The sequence below is a fragment of the Pandoraea pnomenusa genome, assembly GCF_040391475.1.
GTDB classification, from domain to species: Bacteria; Pseudomonadota; Gammaproteobacteria; order Burkholderiales; family Burkholderiaceae; genus Pandoraea; species Pandoraea pnomenusa_C.
Genome location: NZ_JBEBXS010000022.1, coordinates 66,987 through 82,186 on the forward strand (window position 1 = coordinate 66,987; position 15,200 = coordinate 82,186).

Here is a 15,200-nt window from a genome sequence, read left to right on the forward strand (position 1 = left end):
CACATCGTCATGCGTGACCCACCTGGACGATCTTCAACGTATTGGTGCCACCGGGTTGTCCCATCGGCTCGCCCACCGTCAACACGATCGTGTCGCCGCGCTTGACCACACCGCTCGAGAGCAGCAACTGCTCGGCCTGTTTGAGCGCATGATCGCGGTCGTGCGTCACGTCGGCACGCATCGCGTAGACATTGCGATACAGCGCCATCTTGCGATGGCTGCTCAACTGCGAGGTCAACGCAAAAATCGGGACATGGATCTTGTGACGGGACAGCCACAACGCGGTCGCGCCCGATTCGGTCAGCGCCACGATGGCTTTCGCGCCAAGATGATACGCGGTAAACAGAGCGCCAGCGGCAATCGTTTGGTCAATGCGCGTAAAAGTTTGGTCCAGCCAGTCGCGATCGAGTTCCACCGTCTCCGAGCGCTCGGCCTCGACGCAGATCGCCGCCATCGTCTCGATGGTCTCGACTGGGTACTTGCCCGCTGCGCTCTCGGCCGAGAGCATCACGGCGTCGGTGCCGTCGAGCACCGCGTTGGCGACGTCCGACACCTCGGCGCGGGTCGGCACCGGGTTGTGAATCATCGACTCCATCATCTGCGTGGCCGTGATGGTCGTCTTGTTCATCTCGCGCGCGAGACGAATCATGCGCTTCTGAAGCGCCGGGACCGCCGCATTGCCCACTTCGATGGCCAGATCGCCACGCGCGACCATGATGCAGTCCGAGGCCGCCAGAATCTCTTCGAGCGCCGGAATGGCTTCGGCGCGCTCGATCTTGGCGATCATCAGCGGCTTGATGCCGTAGGGCTCGCCCGCGACGTTGGCCAGACGCCGCGCCATTTCCATGTCGGTCGCGTTCTTCGGGAAGGAAACCGCGACGTAATCGGCGCCCAGCGCCATTGCCGTCTTGATGTCCTCCATGTCCTTCGCGGTCAGCGCCGGGGCCGTCAGCCCGCCGCCCTGACGGTTGATGCCCTTGTTGTTCGACAGATCACCGCCGACCTTCACGGTCGTGTGGATCTCGCTGCCGAGCACGCGATCGACGATCAGCACGATCAGGCCGTCGTTGAGCAGCAGCACGTCGCCCGTGCGCACGTCGCGCGGCAGTTCCTTGTAGTCCAGGCCAACGCGCTCGTCGTTGCCCAGCTCGCATTCGGCGTCCAGCACGAACTTGGCGCCGGCTTCCAGCGTGGTCTTGCCGTTTTCGAACTTGCCGACGCGAATCTTCGGTCCCTGGAGGTCGGCCATGATGGCCACTTCCCGGCCAGCCGCCTTCGCGGCCGCGCGCACCATTTCGGCGCGCTCGATGTGATCCTGCGCCTTGCCGTGCGAGAAATTCAGGCGAACAACGTCGACGCCGGCGGCGATCATGCGCGAGAGCACTTCCGGCGTGCTCGATGCCGGACCGATGGTGGCGACGATCTTGGTGGAGCGGTTCATTACATCCATCTCTTCATCCTCGTTGGTAGCAGCGCGTTCGACATTGCTGGCGCTAAGAGATTTGTAACGCATTTAGGCCGCCGCAGGTTAACCAAAAAGTTTGTATTGTCCGTACGAAATCGTATGATTCGATCTCTGATGTTCGCAATAAAACGGCCGAAACGACCATTTTCGAACGCTTTCCGGACCATACAACCTGCCTGCGAGCCCCGCTCCACCTGGGTTTGCGCGATCAGCTGGCCTGAGCCGCGCGTTGTTGCAGCACGTCGACCGCCGGCAGCGTCTTGCCTTCGAGGAATTCGAGGAAAGCGCCGCCGCCCGTCGAGATATAGCTGACGTCGTCGGCAATACCGTATTTGGCAATGGCCGCGAGCGTATCGCCGCCGCCGGCAATCGAGAAACCCTTGGCCGCGGCAATGGCGCGCGCCAGCGTCTCGGTGCCGTGACCGAACTGGTCGAATTCGAACACGCCGACCGGGCCGTTCCATACGATCGTGCCCGCGCCCGACAGTTGGTCGGCGAGCTTGGCAGCCGTTTGCGGGCCGATGTCGAGGATCATGTCGTCGGCGGCCACGTCGGCAGCCGCCTTCACGGTCGCTTCGGCGGTAGCGCTGAATTCCTTGGCGCACACGACGTCCGTCGGAATCGGCACCGACGCGCCGCGCGCGGCCATGGCATCAATAATGGCGCGGGCTTCGCTGACCAGATCGGCTTCGGCGAGCGACTTGCCGATCGGCAGACCGGCCGCCAGCATGAACGTGTTGGCAATGCCGCCGCCCACGATCAGTTGATCGACCTTGTCGGCGAGCGTCTTGAGAATGGTGAGCTTGGTCGAGACCTTCGAACCGGCAACGATAGCCACGAGCGGACGGGCCGGCGCATTCAGGGCCTTGCCCAGCGCTTCGAGTTCGGCGGCCAGCAGCGGGCCGGCGCAGGCGACCGGGGCGTACTTGGCGATACCGTGCGTGGTGGCTTCGGCGCGGTGGGCCGTGCCGAAGGCGTCGTTCACATAGACGTCGCACAACTTGGCCATCTTCTGCGCCAGTTCGTCGTTGTCTTTCTTCTCGCCCTTGTTGACGCGGCAGTTCTCGAGCAACACCACCGAGCCCGGGGCCACGTCGAATCCGCCGTCGACCCAGTTGGCCACCAGCTTCACGTCACGGCCGAGCAGTTCCGACAGACGCTTGGCCACAGGGGCGAGCGAGTCGGCAGGCTTGAATTCTCCTTCGGACGGACGACCCAGGTGCGAGGTGACCATCACGGCAGCGCCGGCGTCGAGCGATTGCTGAATCGCCGGCACCGAGGCACGGATACGCGTGTCTTCCGTAATGTTGCCCTCGTCGTCCTGCGGCACGTTCAAATCGGCGCGGATGAAGACACGTTTGCCAGCGAGCTGGCCCTGGGCGATCAAATCGGTCAGACGTACGACGGAAGCCATGAGTATCCGGAATAAATGGTAGGAAAAACATGCATTTTAACTGATCCGACCGCCCCGATGCCCATTTTGGGGGTCAGGGGTTCCGCCTACAGGAACAGTCGTCCGAGTGTATAGACCACCATACCGATCGCGATCATTTCGATCATGTTCCGGCGCCAGACGAACCAGCCCGTGGCCGCAACGGCCGCCGCCAGTTTGTGATTGCCCAGATGCAGCGCGAACTGGTGATCGAGCAGCAGCACTTCTGGCACGACGATCACCGCGAGCGCTGCCGCAGGCGCATAGCGCAGCGCACGCTGCAACCGTTGCGGCAGCGTCACACGATCGCCTGCGAGCAGGAAAAATGTGCGGGTGACGATGGTGATCGCGGTCATCGCCACGAAGGCGAACCAGATTTCGAACGTGTTCATGAACGGCGCTCCCCTGTGCCGCCCGGCGCGGCGCCATCCGTGCGCGAAGCGACAGAAGCTGCCGAGGTGTCCGCTTGCGCCGCCGGGCGCGCCAGCGCCAGCTTCTTCGCGTGACGCGCCGCGAGTTCGTCGCACACCATGCCGGCGGCGAGTGCGCCGAGCACGCCGAGCACGAGGTTGAGCCGGTACGGCAGGTCGAAGGCGAGCAATCCGATCACGGACGCCAGCGCGACCGCCAGCATGGTCGAGCGGCTGGTGATCGTATGCACCATCATCGGAATGAGCGCGAGCGTGCCCGCGAAAGCCAGGCCCCAGCTATCGGGCACGAGCGCGCCGAGCATGATGCCGAGGATCGACGACACGTGCCAAACCGCCCAGTTGCTGAGCGTGATGCCGTAATACGTCCCCTCTTTGCCCGGCACATAGCCGTTCGCAAAGTTCTGATTCATGAACATCACGAACCCGAGGTCGCCGTTCACGTAGCCGAGCACGATCCGACGCCACAGCGACAGATAGGAGAAATGCGGCTGGAGCGCAGCGCTGAAGATCACAAAACGCAGATTGACGATGCCGACGGTGAGCAGAATCGTCCACAGCGGCATGCCGGCGGCGAATAGCGGCAGCGAAGCAAGCTGCGCCGACCCGGCATACAGCATCAGGCTCATGCCGATGGCCTGCGGCACGGTCAGCACCGACTTGCTCATGGCGACCCCGGTCACGAGTCCCCAGGAGAAGATGGCGGGTAAAAGCGGCGAAATAATGCGGAAACCGGCCGCGAACCCGTCACGTTCAGCGGCTGGCAAACGAAGCATTGGCATGGTCGGTTGGGGGGCGAGCACCGCAGCGAACGGCGCTTGGTCTGGCATTGCGGGGCGAAGCGGTCCCGACGGCGCCCGGCACGCCCAAGATGACCGCAGGCGGTCACAGCGTCCGCCAGGGTTGCCGGAGAGTCTCCTGAATATGTTCATCATTGGCGGCGGACGACGGGCCATTATAGCCACGGTAAATATTTGCTTACTACGCTCACGGCGTATATCGGTTCGTTTTTGCAGATGCAACGCCCGAGGTGTCGCGCGCGCGCCACGCGTCGGGCGAAAGGCACGCCGGAACGACCGTACAAGCGGTCTGTGGCGTGATGGCGTGCACGCCCGGCCATCCGCAAAGGGCGGCGGCTGCTTTACAATAGCGACTTTTGGTGAGCGGGCCGGTCGGACCACACTCCGGTGCTTGCCATGCAATCCACAGAATTCCGAATATCCATCACGGTAAGCACCCCATGAGCGAAGTCAAACAAATGCCGGTCGTCGAAGTCGGCGCCGAAGATCTGCCGGTCCACTGCCCGAATCCGAAAATGGAAGCCTGGAGCGCGCATCCGCGCGTATTCATCGACGTCACCCACGGCGAAGCCGCCTGCCCGTACTGCGGCACGCGCTATCGCGTGAAGGCCGGCGTGGTGCTCAAGGGTCACCACTAAGCCGTCAGCCGCCTGTCGCGACCGGCGCGGCGCTTCATCCTGCGCGCCCCGGTCGTCTGTCAGTTTCATCGCTACGCTTAACGTTTAGAGTCTCCGCCACGATGCATAAAGCCTTGGTGATCGCCCCCAACTGGATTGGGGACGCGCTGATGGCGCAGCCGTTGTTTACCCTGCTCAAGCGTCTGCATCCGCGTCTGACCATCGACGCGATCGCGCCCGGCTGGGTCGCCCCGGTGCTGGAGCGCATGCCGGAGATTTCGCGCGTCGTCGCCACCGACCTCGCGCACGGCAAATTGCAGCCGCTCGAGCGCTACCGGCTCGCGAGCGTGCTCGCCGACGAGGGTTACGACGCCGCCTACGTGCTGCCCAACTCCCTGAAGTCGGCCCTGATTCCGTGGCTGGCGCGCATTCCGCTGCGCATCGGCTACAAGGGCGAGCAACGCTACGGCCTGCTCAACGTGCGCCACACCAACCCGCGCAAGGACGAGCGCCCGCCGATGGTGCGGCACTACGCTGCGCTGGCGTTCGCGCCCGGGGCCAAGTTGCCCGAGACGCTGCCCACGCCGCGCATCGAAGCCGACCTGAACGAGTCGGCCCGTGTGTATGCGCGCTTCGGGCTCGACCTGCGCGTGCCGCTCGTGGTGTTCTGTCCGGGCGCAGAATTCGGTCCGGCCAAGCGCTGGCCGCCCGGTCACTTCGCACAGCTCGCCCAACTGGTTCGACGCTCGTTCCCGTACGCGCAGATCGTGGCGCTGGGCTCGGGCAAGGATGGCGCACTGGCCCAGCAGATCGCGCTCGATGCCCCGTTCGTGCGCAATCTTTGCGGACAGACGTCGCTGGCCGAGGCGTGTGCGCTGCTCGCGCGGGCCAACGCCGTGGTGAGCAACGACTCGGGGCTGATGCACGTGACGGCCGCGTTGCGGCGTCCGCAGATCGCCCTGTTCGGTTCGTCCGATCCGCGCCACACGCCGCCGTTGTCGGACCAGGCGCATATCCTGTGGCTACAATTGGAGTGCAGCCCGTGTTTTGCCCGCGAATGTCCGCTGGGCCACACGCGTTGCCTGAACGAGCTAATGCCCGAGCACGTGTTCGCGAACGTTCGCAACATTCTGCTCACGCAGCGCTGATCCCGCCCACGGCGGTGCCGCGCGCGGCCCGCCCCGGTCACACTCAACGGTAGATCCTCATGCCACGCTTTGTCCGTCTGTTCGATGCCGCCAGTGAAACCATCACCGCTTTCTACGACGCGCTGCGTCGCGGGCAGACGGATCGCGCGATGTCGCTTTGGGCGAACGAAGATTTCGTGAGCTACATTCGTGCCGACGGCACGCGTTGGGACGGACTCGAACAGATTCGCAGCGGTCTGGTCGCGCAGTTCACGCAAAGCGTGGTGCTGATCGACTCGCTCGACACGACCGAGTACGACACCGTCGGCACGGTCGTGCACACTGCGACCGAAGCCATGCGCGTGGGCAAGGAAGACGCCGGCCAGACTACCGCCCAACTCATCCACACCACTTACGTGCTGGTGCATGAGCAAGGCGACTGGCGTTTCGCGCACATTCACTCCAGCCCGCTGCCGCCGCAAGCCGTCGAGCAATTCAGCCTGATGATGCACGCGCGACCGGACGGGTTGCACTGAGCGGCACGGCAAGGCGATGAGAGCACGCCCGGCGGCATTTCTCCCACTGGATTTCCGCTCGCCGCGGTGGCTGCCTGACGGACACAGCCAGACGATCTATCCGGCACTGCTCGGGCGTCGCCCGAGCGTCGAATTCCGACGCGAGACATGGGACACGCCTGATGGCGACTTCGTCGACGTCGACTGGCTGGTGGCGCCGCCCGCATCGGAAAAGACACCCCCGCCCCCCGACGGTCTCATCGATACCCCGCTCGTCGTGCTGTTTCACGGGCTCGAAGGTGGCTCCGGCAGTCACTACGCCCGCACGCTGATGCGCGAAGTCGAAGCGCAGGGCTGGCGTGGCGTGATTCCTCACTTCCGCAGTTGCAGCGGGCGCATGAACCGTGCGCCGCGTTTCTATCACTCGGGCGACAGCACCGAAATCGACTGGATGCTGCAACGCTTGCGTGCGCATACGTCGGGGCCGATCTTCGCGGCGGGCGTTTCACTCGGCGGCAATGTCCTGTTGCGCTGGCTCGGTGAACGCGAGGCGCATGCCGCGCAAGTGGTGAGCGCCGCCTGTGCGATCTCGGCGCCGCTCGATCTGCGTGCGGGGGGATTGGCGCTCTCGCACGGTTTCAACATGGTGTACACGCGCAACTTCCTGGGCACGCTCAAGAAGAAGGCGCTTGCCAAGCTCGATCAGTACCCCGGACTTTTTGACCGCGAGCGGATGATGGCGGCACGCGATCTCGGTGAATTCGATCATGTGGTGACGGCGCCGCTGCACGGTTATCTCAGTGCGTTCGACTACTACACGCGCGCGTCGAGCAAGCCGATTCTGCCGGCCATCGAAGTGCCGACGCTGGTCATCAACGCGCGCAACGACCCGTTCCAGCCCGCGAGCGCATTGCCCGGCGAAGCCGATGTCGGCCGCTACGTGCATTTGCTCCAACCGGCGCATGGCGGACACGTCGGTTTCATGAGTGGCCCGTTTCCCGGCGGGATGACGTGGATGCCGCACACGGTCGTCGATTACTTCCGTCAATTTTTGCCGAACGCGGCATGAGGTCGCGTCAGGCCATGAAGATGCTGAGGATGCCTAATGGATGAGATCGTTCGACAGGCGATGGCCAAGTGGCCCAACGTACCGCACTGCTACGGCTGGCTCGCGCTGGACCGTCGCGGCCAGTGGCGCATGCGCGACGAGGCCGCGCAAGCGGCGGGCACGGCAGGCGATCCGATCCGTCATGCGGCGTTGCTCGCCTTTATCGCCCGCAACTACGCCAGCGACGACGCCGGCCGGTGGTATTTCCAGAATGGGCCGCAACGGGTGTACGTCTCGCTCGCGTACGCGCCGTTTGTCGTGCGTCTGACGTGGGATGCCGAGACGAATGGCGGTCGCGGCGCGCCGGTGCTGACGGACCAGTTGGGCCACTCGTTCGCGGCGACGGCCTGTTTGCTCGACGAAGACGGCAATGTGGCGTTCGTCGGCGATACGCCGGTGACCGATGGGACAGCGGGCGCTGGCAACGTGCCGAAGGCGAGTGCATCGCTGGCGTTGCTGCACGATCACGACATCGATCTGCTCACGCAGGTATCAGACCTGCCGCAGGCGTTCGAACTTGCGGAGACGGCGGATGATACCGCTGACGCGAAGGGTGCCGTGCGGCTGCACTGGCGCAATGGCGACTCGCTGCCGCTTGCGACGGTCCACGCGGGCACGCTGCCGCAGGCGTATGGATTCAAGCGCGATCCGCAGGCACCGCGCGACTGACAGCGGTGCTGACGGACGAGCGTCGTCGCTCACCCGAACTGCTTGAAGTCCTTCTCTTCTTCCTTGTCTTCCCTGTAGCGACGCTGGAACTCGTGCAGCCGCGCGTCGATGGTGGAGAGTTCGTAGAAGTCGGCGTCGCCGGCATCGCGCGCGAGTTTCAACTGACTCACGGCGGCCATCCATTGGCCTTGCAGCGCGTACTGCTCGGCCAGCGCCTCGTGCTGACGCGCTCGCTTGCCCGCTGCGGCCCAGGCCCCCGCCAGCGCACGCCACCACACCGGTTCGCTGCGATAGCGATCCACCTGCCCCTGAAGGAATTTCGTCGCCTCGGGAATCTGACGGTTCGCAACCAGTGCGTCGGCATAGGCCATGTCCGACGCCTGCGACAGCGGGAACGCGGCACGCGCCTGCGAGGCGATCCGCAATGCCTCGTCCGCCCTGCCCGACGCCCGCGCAATGTCCGACGCCAGCACGGCCAGACTCGGCGTGCCCGGCCCCGTGCCGCCAAAGGCCGTGCGCGCCTTCTCCAGCGCTTCGCGCGCCGGGTCCCAACGGTTTTGCTTGTACTCCGCGAGCGCCACCGCGTACCACGCCCCCGCCACGCTTGACGCCGTCTGGGTCCGAATGGCCGTACGTTGCGCTGCGGCGACCGCCGCATAGTCGCTGGCCGACTTCTGCTGCAAGACCAGCGAGCGCGCGCGCACGAACTGATATTCGGGAGATTGCTCCGGCTGACGGTAACCCGCGTTGCGCGAGCGATTGAGCATGTCGGCAATGCGATCCGTCGTCAGCGGGTGAGTGCGCACGTATTCCGGCACGCCCGCCTCGTTGATCGAATCCGCACGTTGCAAACGCTCGAAAAACGTCGGCATCGCATACGTATCGAAGCCCGCCGCCTGCAACAACTGGAACCCGACGCGGTCCGCCTCGCGCTCGGCATCCCGCGAGAAGCGCAGTTGCCGGTCGACGGCCAGCCCCTGCCCGCCCATCGCGATACCCATGCCGAGATCCGAACTGCGCGCGCCGATCCCCGCGAGCAAGCCGAGCAACAGACCGCCCAACGCGATCCAGGAGTTTTGCGCCTGCTGGCCCAGCATGCGTGCGATGTGATGCTGCAACACGTGCCCCGTCTCATGGCCCACCACGGACGCCAGTTCCGACTCGGTACGCGTGGCGACGATCAGTCCCGTGTTGATGCCGATGAAGCCTCCCGGTAACGAAAAGGCGTTGATCGCGGCGTCGCGCACGACGAAGAATTCGAAACTCTGGCTGGCGTCGAGGCCGACCTTGCGGGTAGCCGACACCAGCTTGCTACCCAGTGAATTGACGTAGTCGGAGAGCAGCAGGTCCGACAGGTAATCGGGGTCGGCGCGAATTTCGCGCATCACCCGCTCGCCGAGCTTGCGCTCCATCGCGGGCGAGAGGTCGGACGCCGAACTCTGGCCAAGCGTGGGCAGTCCCTGCGCCGCGGCCTGCGTCGGCACGACGGCTGCCGCGAACGACATCGCCATCATGACAGGCAACAGTGCCCACGCGACGACGCGCCGCCACCCGGACGTGCGAGCGAGAGATGCCGAGCGAGGGGATTGTGCAGGCGCGTGCGTCGGCATGGCGGTCATGCGCGGGGCGGCGAGAGACGAAGCATGGAGATCATGCGGAACGTGCGAAACATGCGGATCGAGGCGCGCAACGATTGAGGCGAACGCGTCATGACAAGGAGCGCCGCGTGGCGCTGATCGTTCAGGGCTGCTGCTATGATAGCAGCCAGACCCGGACGTTCCGCGGCATCGCCCGAACACCCCGAACACGACATCACGAGACGGCCATCACGCTCGCGAAAGGCGCCCCGGCGCCCCGCTCCGACGTACTGGCGACAGACATCTTTTCAGCACCGACTCATGGCAGAACTCACGCACTTCGACACCGCCGGACAGGCCCACATGGTTGACGTCGGCGGCAAGGACAGCACGCATCGCATCGCTGTCGCACGCGGCACCATCCGGATGAAGCCGGAAACGCTGGCACTGGTTCGCACCGGTACGGCAAAGAAGGGCGACGTGCTCGGCATCGCACGCATCGCCGCCATCCAGGGCGCGAAGCGCACGGCCGACCTGATCCCGCTGTGTCATCCGCTCGCACTCACGCGTGTGACGGTGGAGTTTCTGATCGACGACGGCGCCAATGCCGTTCACTGCCGCGCCCAGGTCGAGACCATCGGCCGCACCGGCGTCGAAATGGAAGCCCTGACGGCGGTGCAAGTCGGCTTGCTCACGATCTACGACATGTGCAAAGCCGTCGATCGCGGCATGACCATGACCGACGTACGTGTGCTCGAAAAGCACGGCGGCAAGTCGGGCGACTGGGTCGCGCAGGATCTCGAAAGCAACTGATCGGCGACGCCGCCACTTCGCTCACCCGCGTCGCGACGCCGTCCACTGCACCGCCAGAATGCTCGCGAAGACCATCGCGAGCCCGACGAACGCGACCCCCTTGATGGCCTGCCCGAGCAACACCCACCCGAGCACCACGGCCGTCAGGGGACTCAACAACCCGAGAGACGACACCGCCACCGGGGTCAGACGCGCAATGCCGCGAAACCACAGCGCGTACGCCAGTAACGCCCCCGCCATCGACAGGTACAGATAGCCCAAGGTCTGCCACAGCGTGAGGGCAGGCAAAGGCGCATCGGCAAGCCACGCGACAGGCACGAGCATCAACCCGCCCAGCATCAGTTGCCACCCCGTGAGTGCGAGCACCGGCATGTCCAGACGCCAACGACGCGTAAGATAGGTTCCCGTCGCCATACTCGCCGCCCCGGCCAACGCGGCCACGATTCCGACCGGCTCGAATACCGTACCCGGCGACAGCAGCAGCATGCCCATACCGACCACGCCCGCCACGGCGGCCCACACCGTCGTCGCCAACGGACGCCGCTGCTCGATGCCCCACGCCAGCGCCATCACCAGCAGCGGCTGAATCGCGCCCACCACCGCCGCCAGTCCGCCCGGCAACCGATACGCAGCCACAAACAGCAGTGCCTGAAATGCGCCGATGTTCAGCGCCGCGAGCACCAGCAGGCGCCCCCAATCGCGGCGCGCCGGCCAGCGCCTCGCGTACAGCAGAAGCAACAGCCCCGACGGCAACACCCGAATCAGCGCCGCCGTGAACGGACGATCCGGCGGCAGCAGTTGCGTCGTCACAATGTACGTCGAGCCCCAGATCATGGGGGCAAAAGCCGTCAGCAGCGCGTCGGTCCACCTGACGGGCATCGGTGAGGTCGTAGTCGTCATGGCAATTTATCTTCAATTCAAGATAAATTGCAGTTTGGTATCATTTTGTCTTGAAGTCAAGACAACGGGAGTCATACATGGCGAACCGGCCCACGGGGCATCGCACAGCCAAGGTCATGGAGGCCACGCAGACGGCGCAAAACGCCGATCCGCTAACGCAAGGCGACGCGGTCGACACGATCCTCGCGCAATGGCATCGGGAGCGTCCGGATCTGGATGTCTCGCCGATGGGCGTGATCGGTCGTCTCAAGCGCTGCGCGGCGCTCGTGCAGCAACAGCTCGACGCCACGTTCGCGACGTTCGACATGAGCGGATGGGAATTCGACATGCTCGCGACGCTGCGTCGCTCGGGCACGCCCTACCGGCTGGCGCCGACGGCCCTGTTCTCAACGTTGATGGTGACGTCAGGCACGATGACGCATCGCTTGCAGCGGCTCGAGGCACGGGGCTGGATCGCGCGCGTGCCGAACCCCGACGACGCCCGCAGCACCCTCGTGCAACTCACGGACGCCGGGTTCGCACTGATCGAGCGGGCCGTCGAGGCCCACGTCGCCAACGAACACAGGATGCTCGCGCCGCTGTCCATGGCGTCGCTCGCGGAGATCGAGTCGGGATTGAGCGCGTGGTTGCGCGCGCTGGAAGCGGGGAAGTGAATCCCTTGCGCGAATTGCAGCAAGCGATACACGCTTGAAAAGCAGAACGGCCCGCATCGCGGGCCGTCGCTACACCGGTAGTCGAATCGCTCAGTCGCGCGATCAGGCCGCCGTCGGCGCGCAAGCCCCCTGACGCTGCGGCCAGAAGTACCACACCGCCCCCATGACCTGCAGCACAACGAGTGCGGTCCATGCCGTGAAGTGCGCCTGTGCGCTATGCGCCGCATACGCGCCCAGCACGGCCCCCACACCGACCTGACACAGGAAGATCAGCACGAAGATCACGAGCGTCAGCGACGTATTCACACGTCCGATCAGCGTGCCGTGGAAGTGCTCGGCAAGCACAGCGTACGACAGGATGCCCGTCCCACCGAAGATCCCGTAAGCCGCCCACAGCCAGACCGGCGGGATCGGGGCGCGCATCATCAACAAGACCTGCACCACCACGAACAGGACCATCCCCGCACCCGAGAATGCGAATACGCTCACGCCGCGTCGTTCCAGTGAACGCGCGGCCGCGCCGAACACCACACTGCCAGCCATCATGGCCAGGCCGACGACCGACACCAGCGATGCCGCCTGCGCCTCCGTCAGGCCCTCCACATCACGCATGAAGGGCGCCATCCACAACGACTGCATCGCATAGAACACGCCCTGCGTGATACCGGAGAGCGACGTCACCTTCCAGAACATCGCGCTGCCCAGCACCTGACGCACGCCCTGCAATGCCTCGGAGAGCCCTCCCTGCGCGTGCGAACCCGGCTTCTCGGGCGCGCCCAACCACAACGCGACCGACATGAACACCGTCAGCGCCGCGAGCCCGAACGACACGACGCGCCAGTCCGCGAACCCAAGCAGCCAGCTCAGCGGCGTACCGACCATCACGCCCCCCAGACCGCCCACGGCCATCACCAGCCCGTTGAGCAGCGGCAGACGCGCCACCGGAAACCATTGCGCCAGCGCCTTGAACGCACTGCCCAGACACACCGACACCCCAACACCGATCAGGAGACGCCCCACCATGAGCGCGACGACACCTTGCGCCAGACCGAACACGGCGGCACCGGCTGCAGCCAGCAGCAGCACAAGCGACGACACCCGGCGCGGCCCGAACTTGTCGAGCAACACGCCCGCCGGAAGTTGTGCCCCGGCGAAACCAAGGAAATAGAGGCTCGTGAGCAGACCGAGATCGGCTGACGAAAGGCCGAGTTCGCGCGTCATGAATGGCGCAAACCCGATGTTCACGCCGCGATACACGTAGGAGACGAAGTATCCGCAGGCGAACAGAACGAAGATGCGTAATGCTTTCGACATGAAGCTATACCCTAGTAATTTGCTTGGGTATGAATTGTCGGCCTGTTGGCGTCGTGAGGCCAACGAAACCTTTGCGCTCGCATTGTGAGTAAAATTCAACTTCATGTTCTCTCACCTTCCCCCCCTTCAATCACTGCGTGCGCTTGAGGCAGCTGCCCGTCACCGGAGCTTTACCCGGGCCGCCGAGGAATTGAATTTAACGCACAGTGCGGTGAGTCATCACATGCGCGCGCTCGAGCAACAACTCGGCACGGCGCTGTTCCGTCGCGTGGGTGCTCGCATGATTCCGACGAGCGTTGGCGCGCGGCTGGCGGAGCGCGTGCGTATCGGCATGTCGGAACTCGACGAGGCCATGACCGAAGCCAGGGCGGGGGCCGCCCCGGAGGCATCGCCCGCCACGGTGCGACTGGAAATCAGCGTGATGACCGATCTGGCGGCGCAGTGGCTCATTCCGCGCCTCGGGCGCTTCAGCGACCAGCATCCGAACATCGATCTGGTCGTCCGGATCCACGCCGACATTTCGGCACCCGACCCGTATTCGGTGGATGTGGGGATCTGGCATCAGCGGGTGGAGGAGCCGGGGTTTGTCACGCGCAAACTGCTCGACGACTACGTCATCGCCGTATGCCACCCGGATCTGATTGCGCGCGTGCCTAATTTCACGGTGGCCGATACGCCCAAGCTGCCGATGCTCCGCTTCTCGTACCGATCGTGGCGCGACTGGCAAGTCGCAGCCGGTCTGCCACCGCACGAACCCACGCGCGGGCCGATCTTCGATGATTCCGGGTTGCTGCTGCGCGCCGCCATCGCGGGACAAGGCGTCGCCACGACACGCAGCCTGCTCGTGCGCGACGTGCTCGCGCGCGGCGAACTGGTGCAGATCGGCGACGTCTGCGTGCCGCCGAGCCTCGAATACTACGTGAACTGGCGTGAGCACCACCCGCGTGAGCGGGCGATCCACGCGTTCTGGCAGTGGATGCAGAACGAAGTCGCCGAAACGCCGCCGCTGGTACTGCCAGCGATAGGCGGCAGGCACTCGACTGAAACATCCGTGCGACCGCAGACGCGAAAACGGAAAACGCCGAAGGCATAAAAAAACGGCAACGAATTCCGAAGAACTCGTTGCCGTTTTGGCGCGGACCCCGAGGACCGAAGTCCGAAGCCCTGCGACCAGGCAGTGGGAGCGCCTTGCGGCGCCCCGTCATGCAGTCTCTTGCGAGACTTACATGCCCATGCCCATGCCGCCCATACCGCCCATGTCGCCCATGCCGCCGGCCATCGGCGCATCTTCCTTCGGCAGTTCGGCAACGGCGCAGTCGGTCGTCAGCAGCAGGCCCGAGACCGAAGCGGCGTTTTGCAGTGCGGTGCGGGTGACCTTGGTCGGATCCACAACGCCCATTTCCACCAGGTCGCCGTACTCGCCGCTCGAAGCGTTGTAGCCGTAGTTGCCCTTGCCGGCAATCACGTTGGCCACAACCACGCTGGCTTCTTCGCCGCCGTTGGCGACGATCTGGCGCAGCGGCTCTTCCATGGCGCGCAGGACGATCTTGATACCGGCGTCCTGGTCAGCGTTGTCGCCCTTGATACCCGACACGGCAACACGTGCACGCAGCAGAGCAACACCGCCGCCCGGGACGATGCCTTCTTCCACGGCAGCGCGCGTTGCGTGCAGTGCGTCTTCGACGCGGGCCTTCTTTTCCTTCATTTCGACTTCGGTCGCGGCACCGACCTTGATCACGGCAACACCGCCGGCCAGCTTGGCCACGCGCTCTTGCAGCTTTT

At 64.9% G+C, this 15,200-nt stretch carries 16 protein-coding genes; 8 read left to right on the forward strand and 8 right to left on the reverse strand.

Going from position 1 to position 15,200, the window contains the following annotated elements; genetic code table 11:
• Positions 1 to 7: 7 nt before the first annotated feature.
• The 4 genes from pyk to ABWO90_RS20055 all read right to left on the reverse strand — a co-directional run bounded on the left by pyk (position 8) and on the right by ABWO90_RS20055 (position 4,101).
• Positions 8 to 1,441: a pyruvate kinase gene (gene pyk, locus ABWO90_RS20040; protein WP_353193000.1), complete on the reverse strand. Its 1,434-nt coding sequence runs from the start codon at positions 1,439 to 1,441 to the stop codon at positions 8 to 10.
• Positions 1,442 to 1,673: 232 nt separating this feature from the next.
• Positions 1,674 to 2,879 carry a phosphoglycerate kinase gene (locus tag ABWO90_RS20045; protein ID WP_353192984.1) on the reverse strand — a complete coding sequence of 402 codons (1,206 nt, stop codon included), beginning with the start codon at positions 2,877 to 2,879 and terminating at the stop codon, positions 1,674 to 1,676.
• Positions 2,880 to 2,965: 86 nt separating this feature from the next.
• Entirely contained in the window at positions 2,966 to 3,289 is a 324-nt protein-coding gene (locus tag ABWO90_RS20050) for an AzlD domain-containing protein (protein WP_353192985.1), read from the reverse strand.
• Positions 3,286 to 4,101, reverse strand: a complete 816-nt coding sequence (locus ABWO90_RS20055) for an AzlC family ABC transporter permease (RefSeq protein ID WP_353192986.1) — start codon at positions 4,099 to 4,101, stop codon at positions 3,286 to 3,288. The genes ABWO90_RS20050 and ABWO90_RS20055 overlap by 4 nt, the downstream gene beginning before the upstream one ends.
• Positions 4,102 to 4,565: 464 nt before the next feature.
• Between ABWO90_RS20055 and ABWO90_RS20060 the strand changes: the two genes are divergently transcribed.
• The 5 genes from ABWO90_RS20060 to ABWO90_RS20080 all read left to right on the forward strand — a co-directional run bounded on the left by ABWO90_RS20060 (position 4,566) and on the right by ABWO90_RS20080 (position 8,161).
• Positions 4,566 to 4,763 carry a zinc-finger domain-containing protein gene (locus ABWO90_RS20060; RefSeq protein WP_010808463.1) on the forward strand — a complete coding sequence of 66 codons (198 nt, stop codon included), beginning with the start codon at positions 4,566 to 4,568 and terminating at the stop codon, positions 4,761 to 4,763.
• Between the two features lie 101 nt (positions 4,764 to 4,864).
• Positions 4,865 to 5,890, forward strand: a complete 1,026-nt coding sequence (gene waaF, locus ABWO90_RS20065) for a lipopolysaccharide heptosyltransferase II (RefSeq protein ID WP_353192987.1) — start codon at positions 4,865 to 4,867, stop codon at positions 5,888 to 5,890.
• Positions 5,891 to 5,949: 59 nt separating this feature from the next.
• Complete coding sequence (locus tag ABWO90_RS20070) at positions 5,950 to 6,405, forward strand: nuclear transport factor 2 family protein (protein WP_353192988.1); 456 nt, start codon at positions 5,950 to 5,952, stop codon at positions 6,403 to 6,405.
• Between the two features lie 16 nt (positions 6,406 to 6,421).
• Entirely contained in the window at positions 6,422 to 7,453 is a 1,032-nt protein-coding gene (locus ABWO90_RS20075; protein WP_353192989.1) for a YheT family hydrolase, read from the forward strand.
• Between the two features lie 36 nt (positions 7,454 to 7,489).
• A complete protein-coding gene (locus ABWO90_RS20080) occupies positions 7,490 to 8,161 on the forward strand; it encodes a DUF2946 family protein (RefSeq protein WP_353192990.1) in 672 nt (223 codons plus the stop codon).
• 29 nt (positions 8,162 to 8,190) lie between these two features.
• Here the strand turns inward: ABWO90_RS20080 and ABWO90_RS20085 are convergent, their stop codons facing one another.
• Positions 8,191 to 9,780, reverse strand: coding sequence for a M48 family metalloprotease (locus ABWO90_RS20085; RefSeq protein ID WP_353192991.1), 1,590 nt, complete (start codon positions 9,778 to 9,780; stop codon positions 8,191 to 8,193).
• 279 nt (positions 9,781 to 10,059) lie between these two features.
• Here ABWO90_RS20085 and moaC point away from each other — a divergent pair, with 279 nt between their 5' ends.
• The gene (moaC, locus tag ABWO90_RS20090; RefSeq protein WP_353192992.1) at positions 10,060 to 10,551 is read left to right on the forward strand and encodes a cyclic pyranopterin monophosphate synthase MoaC; all 492 of its coding nucleotides are present in this window, start codon (positions 10,060 to 10,062) and stop codon (positions 10,549 to 10,551) included.
• 21 nt (positions 10,552 to 10,572) lie between these two features.
• Here moaC and ABWO90_RS20095 read toward each other — a convergent pair whose 3' ends face one another.
• Positions 10,573 to 11,451, reverse strand: a complete 879-nt coding sequence (locus ABWO90_RS20095) for an EamA family transporter (protein WP_353192993.1) — start codon at positions 11,449 to 11,451, stop codon at positions 10,573 to 10,575.
• Between the two features lie 116 nt (positions 11,452 to 11,567).
• Here ABWO90_RS20095 and ABWO90_RS20100 point away from each other — a divergent pair, with 116 nt between their 5' ends.
• Positions 11,568 to 12,104, forward strand: coding sequence for a MarR family winged helix-turn-helix transcriptional regulator (locus tag ABWO90_RS20100; protein ID WP_353193001.1), 537 nt, complete (start codon positions 11,568 to 11,570; stop codon positions 12,102 to 12,104).
• A 102-nt stretch (positions 12,105 to 12,206) separates the two neighbouring features.
• Here ABWO90_RS20100 and ABWO90_RS20105 read toward each other — a convergent pair whose 3' ends face one another.
• Positions 12,207 to 13,418, reverse strand: a complete 1,212-nt coding sequence (locus ABWO90_RS20105) for an MFS transporter (RefSeq protein WP_353192994.1) — start codon at positions 13,416 to 13,418, stop codon at positions 12,207 to 12,209.
• Between the two features lie 103 nt (positions 13,419 to 13,521).
• On the opposite strand from ABWO90_RS20105, the gene ABWO90_RS20110 reads away from it, so the two are divergent.
• Positions 13,522 to 14,511, forward strand: coding sequence for a LysR substrate-binding domain-containing protein (locus tag ABWO90_RS20110; protein ID WP_353192995.1), 990 nt, complete (start codon positions 13,522 to 13,524; stop codon positions 14,509 to 14,511).
• A gap of 129 nt (positions 14,512 to 14,640) precedes the next feature.
• Here the strand turns inward: ABWO90_RS20110 and ABWO90_RS20115 are convergent.
• Positions 14,641 to 15,200, reverse strand: a 560-nt coding sequence (locus ABWO90_RS20115; protein WP_353192996.1) for a TCP-1/cpn60 chaperonin family protein, incomplete at its 5' end; no start/stop codon positions are given.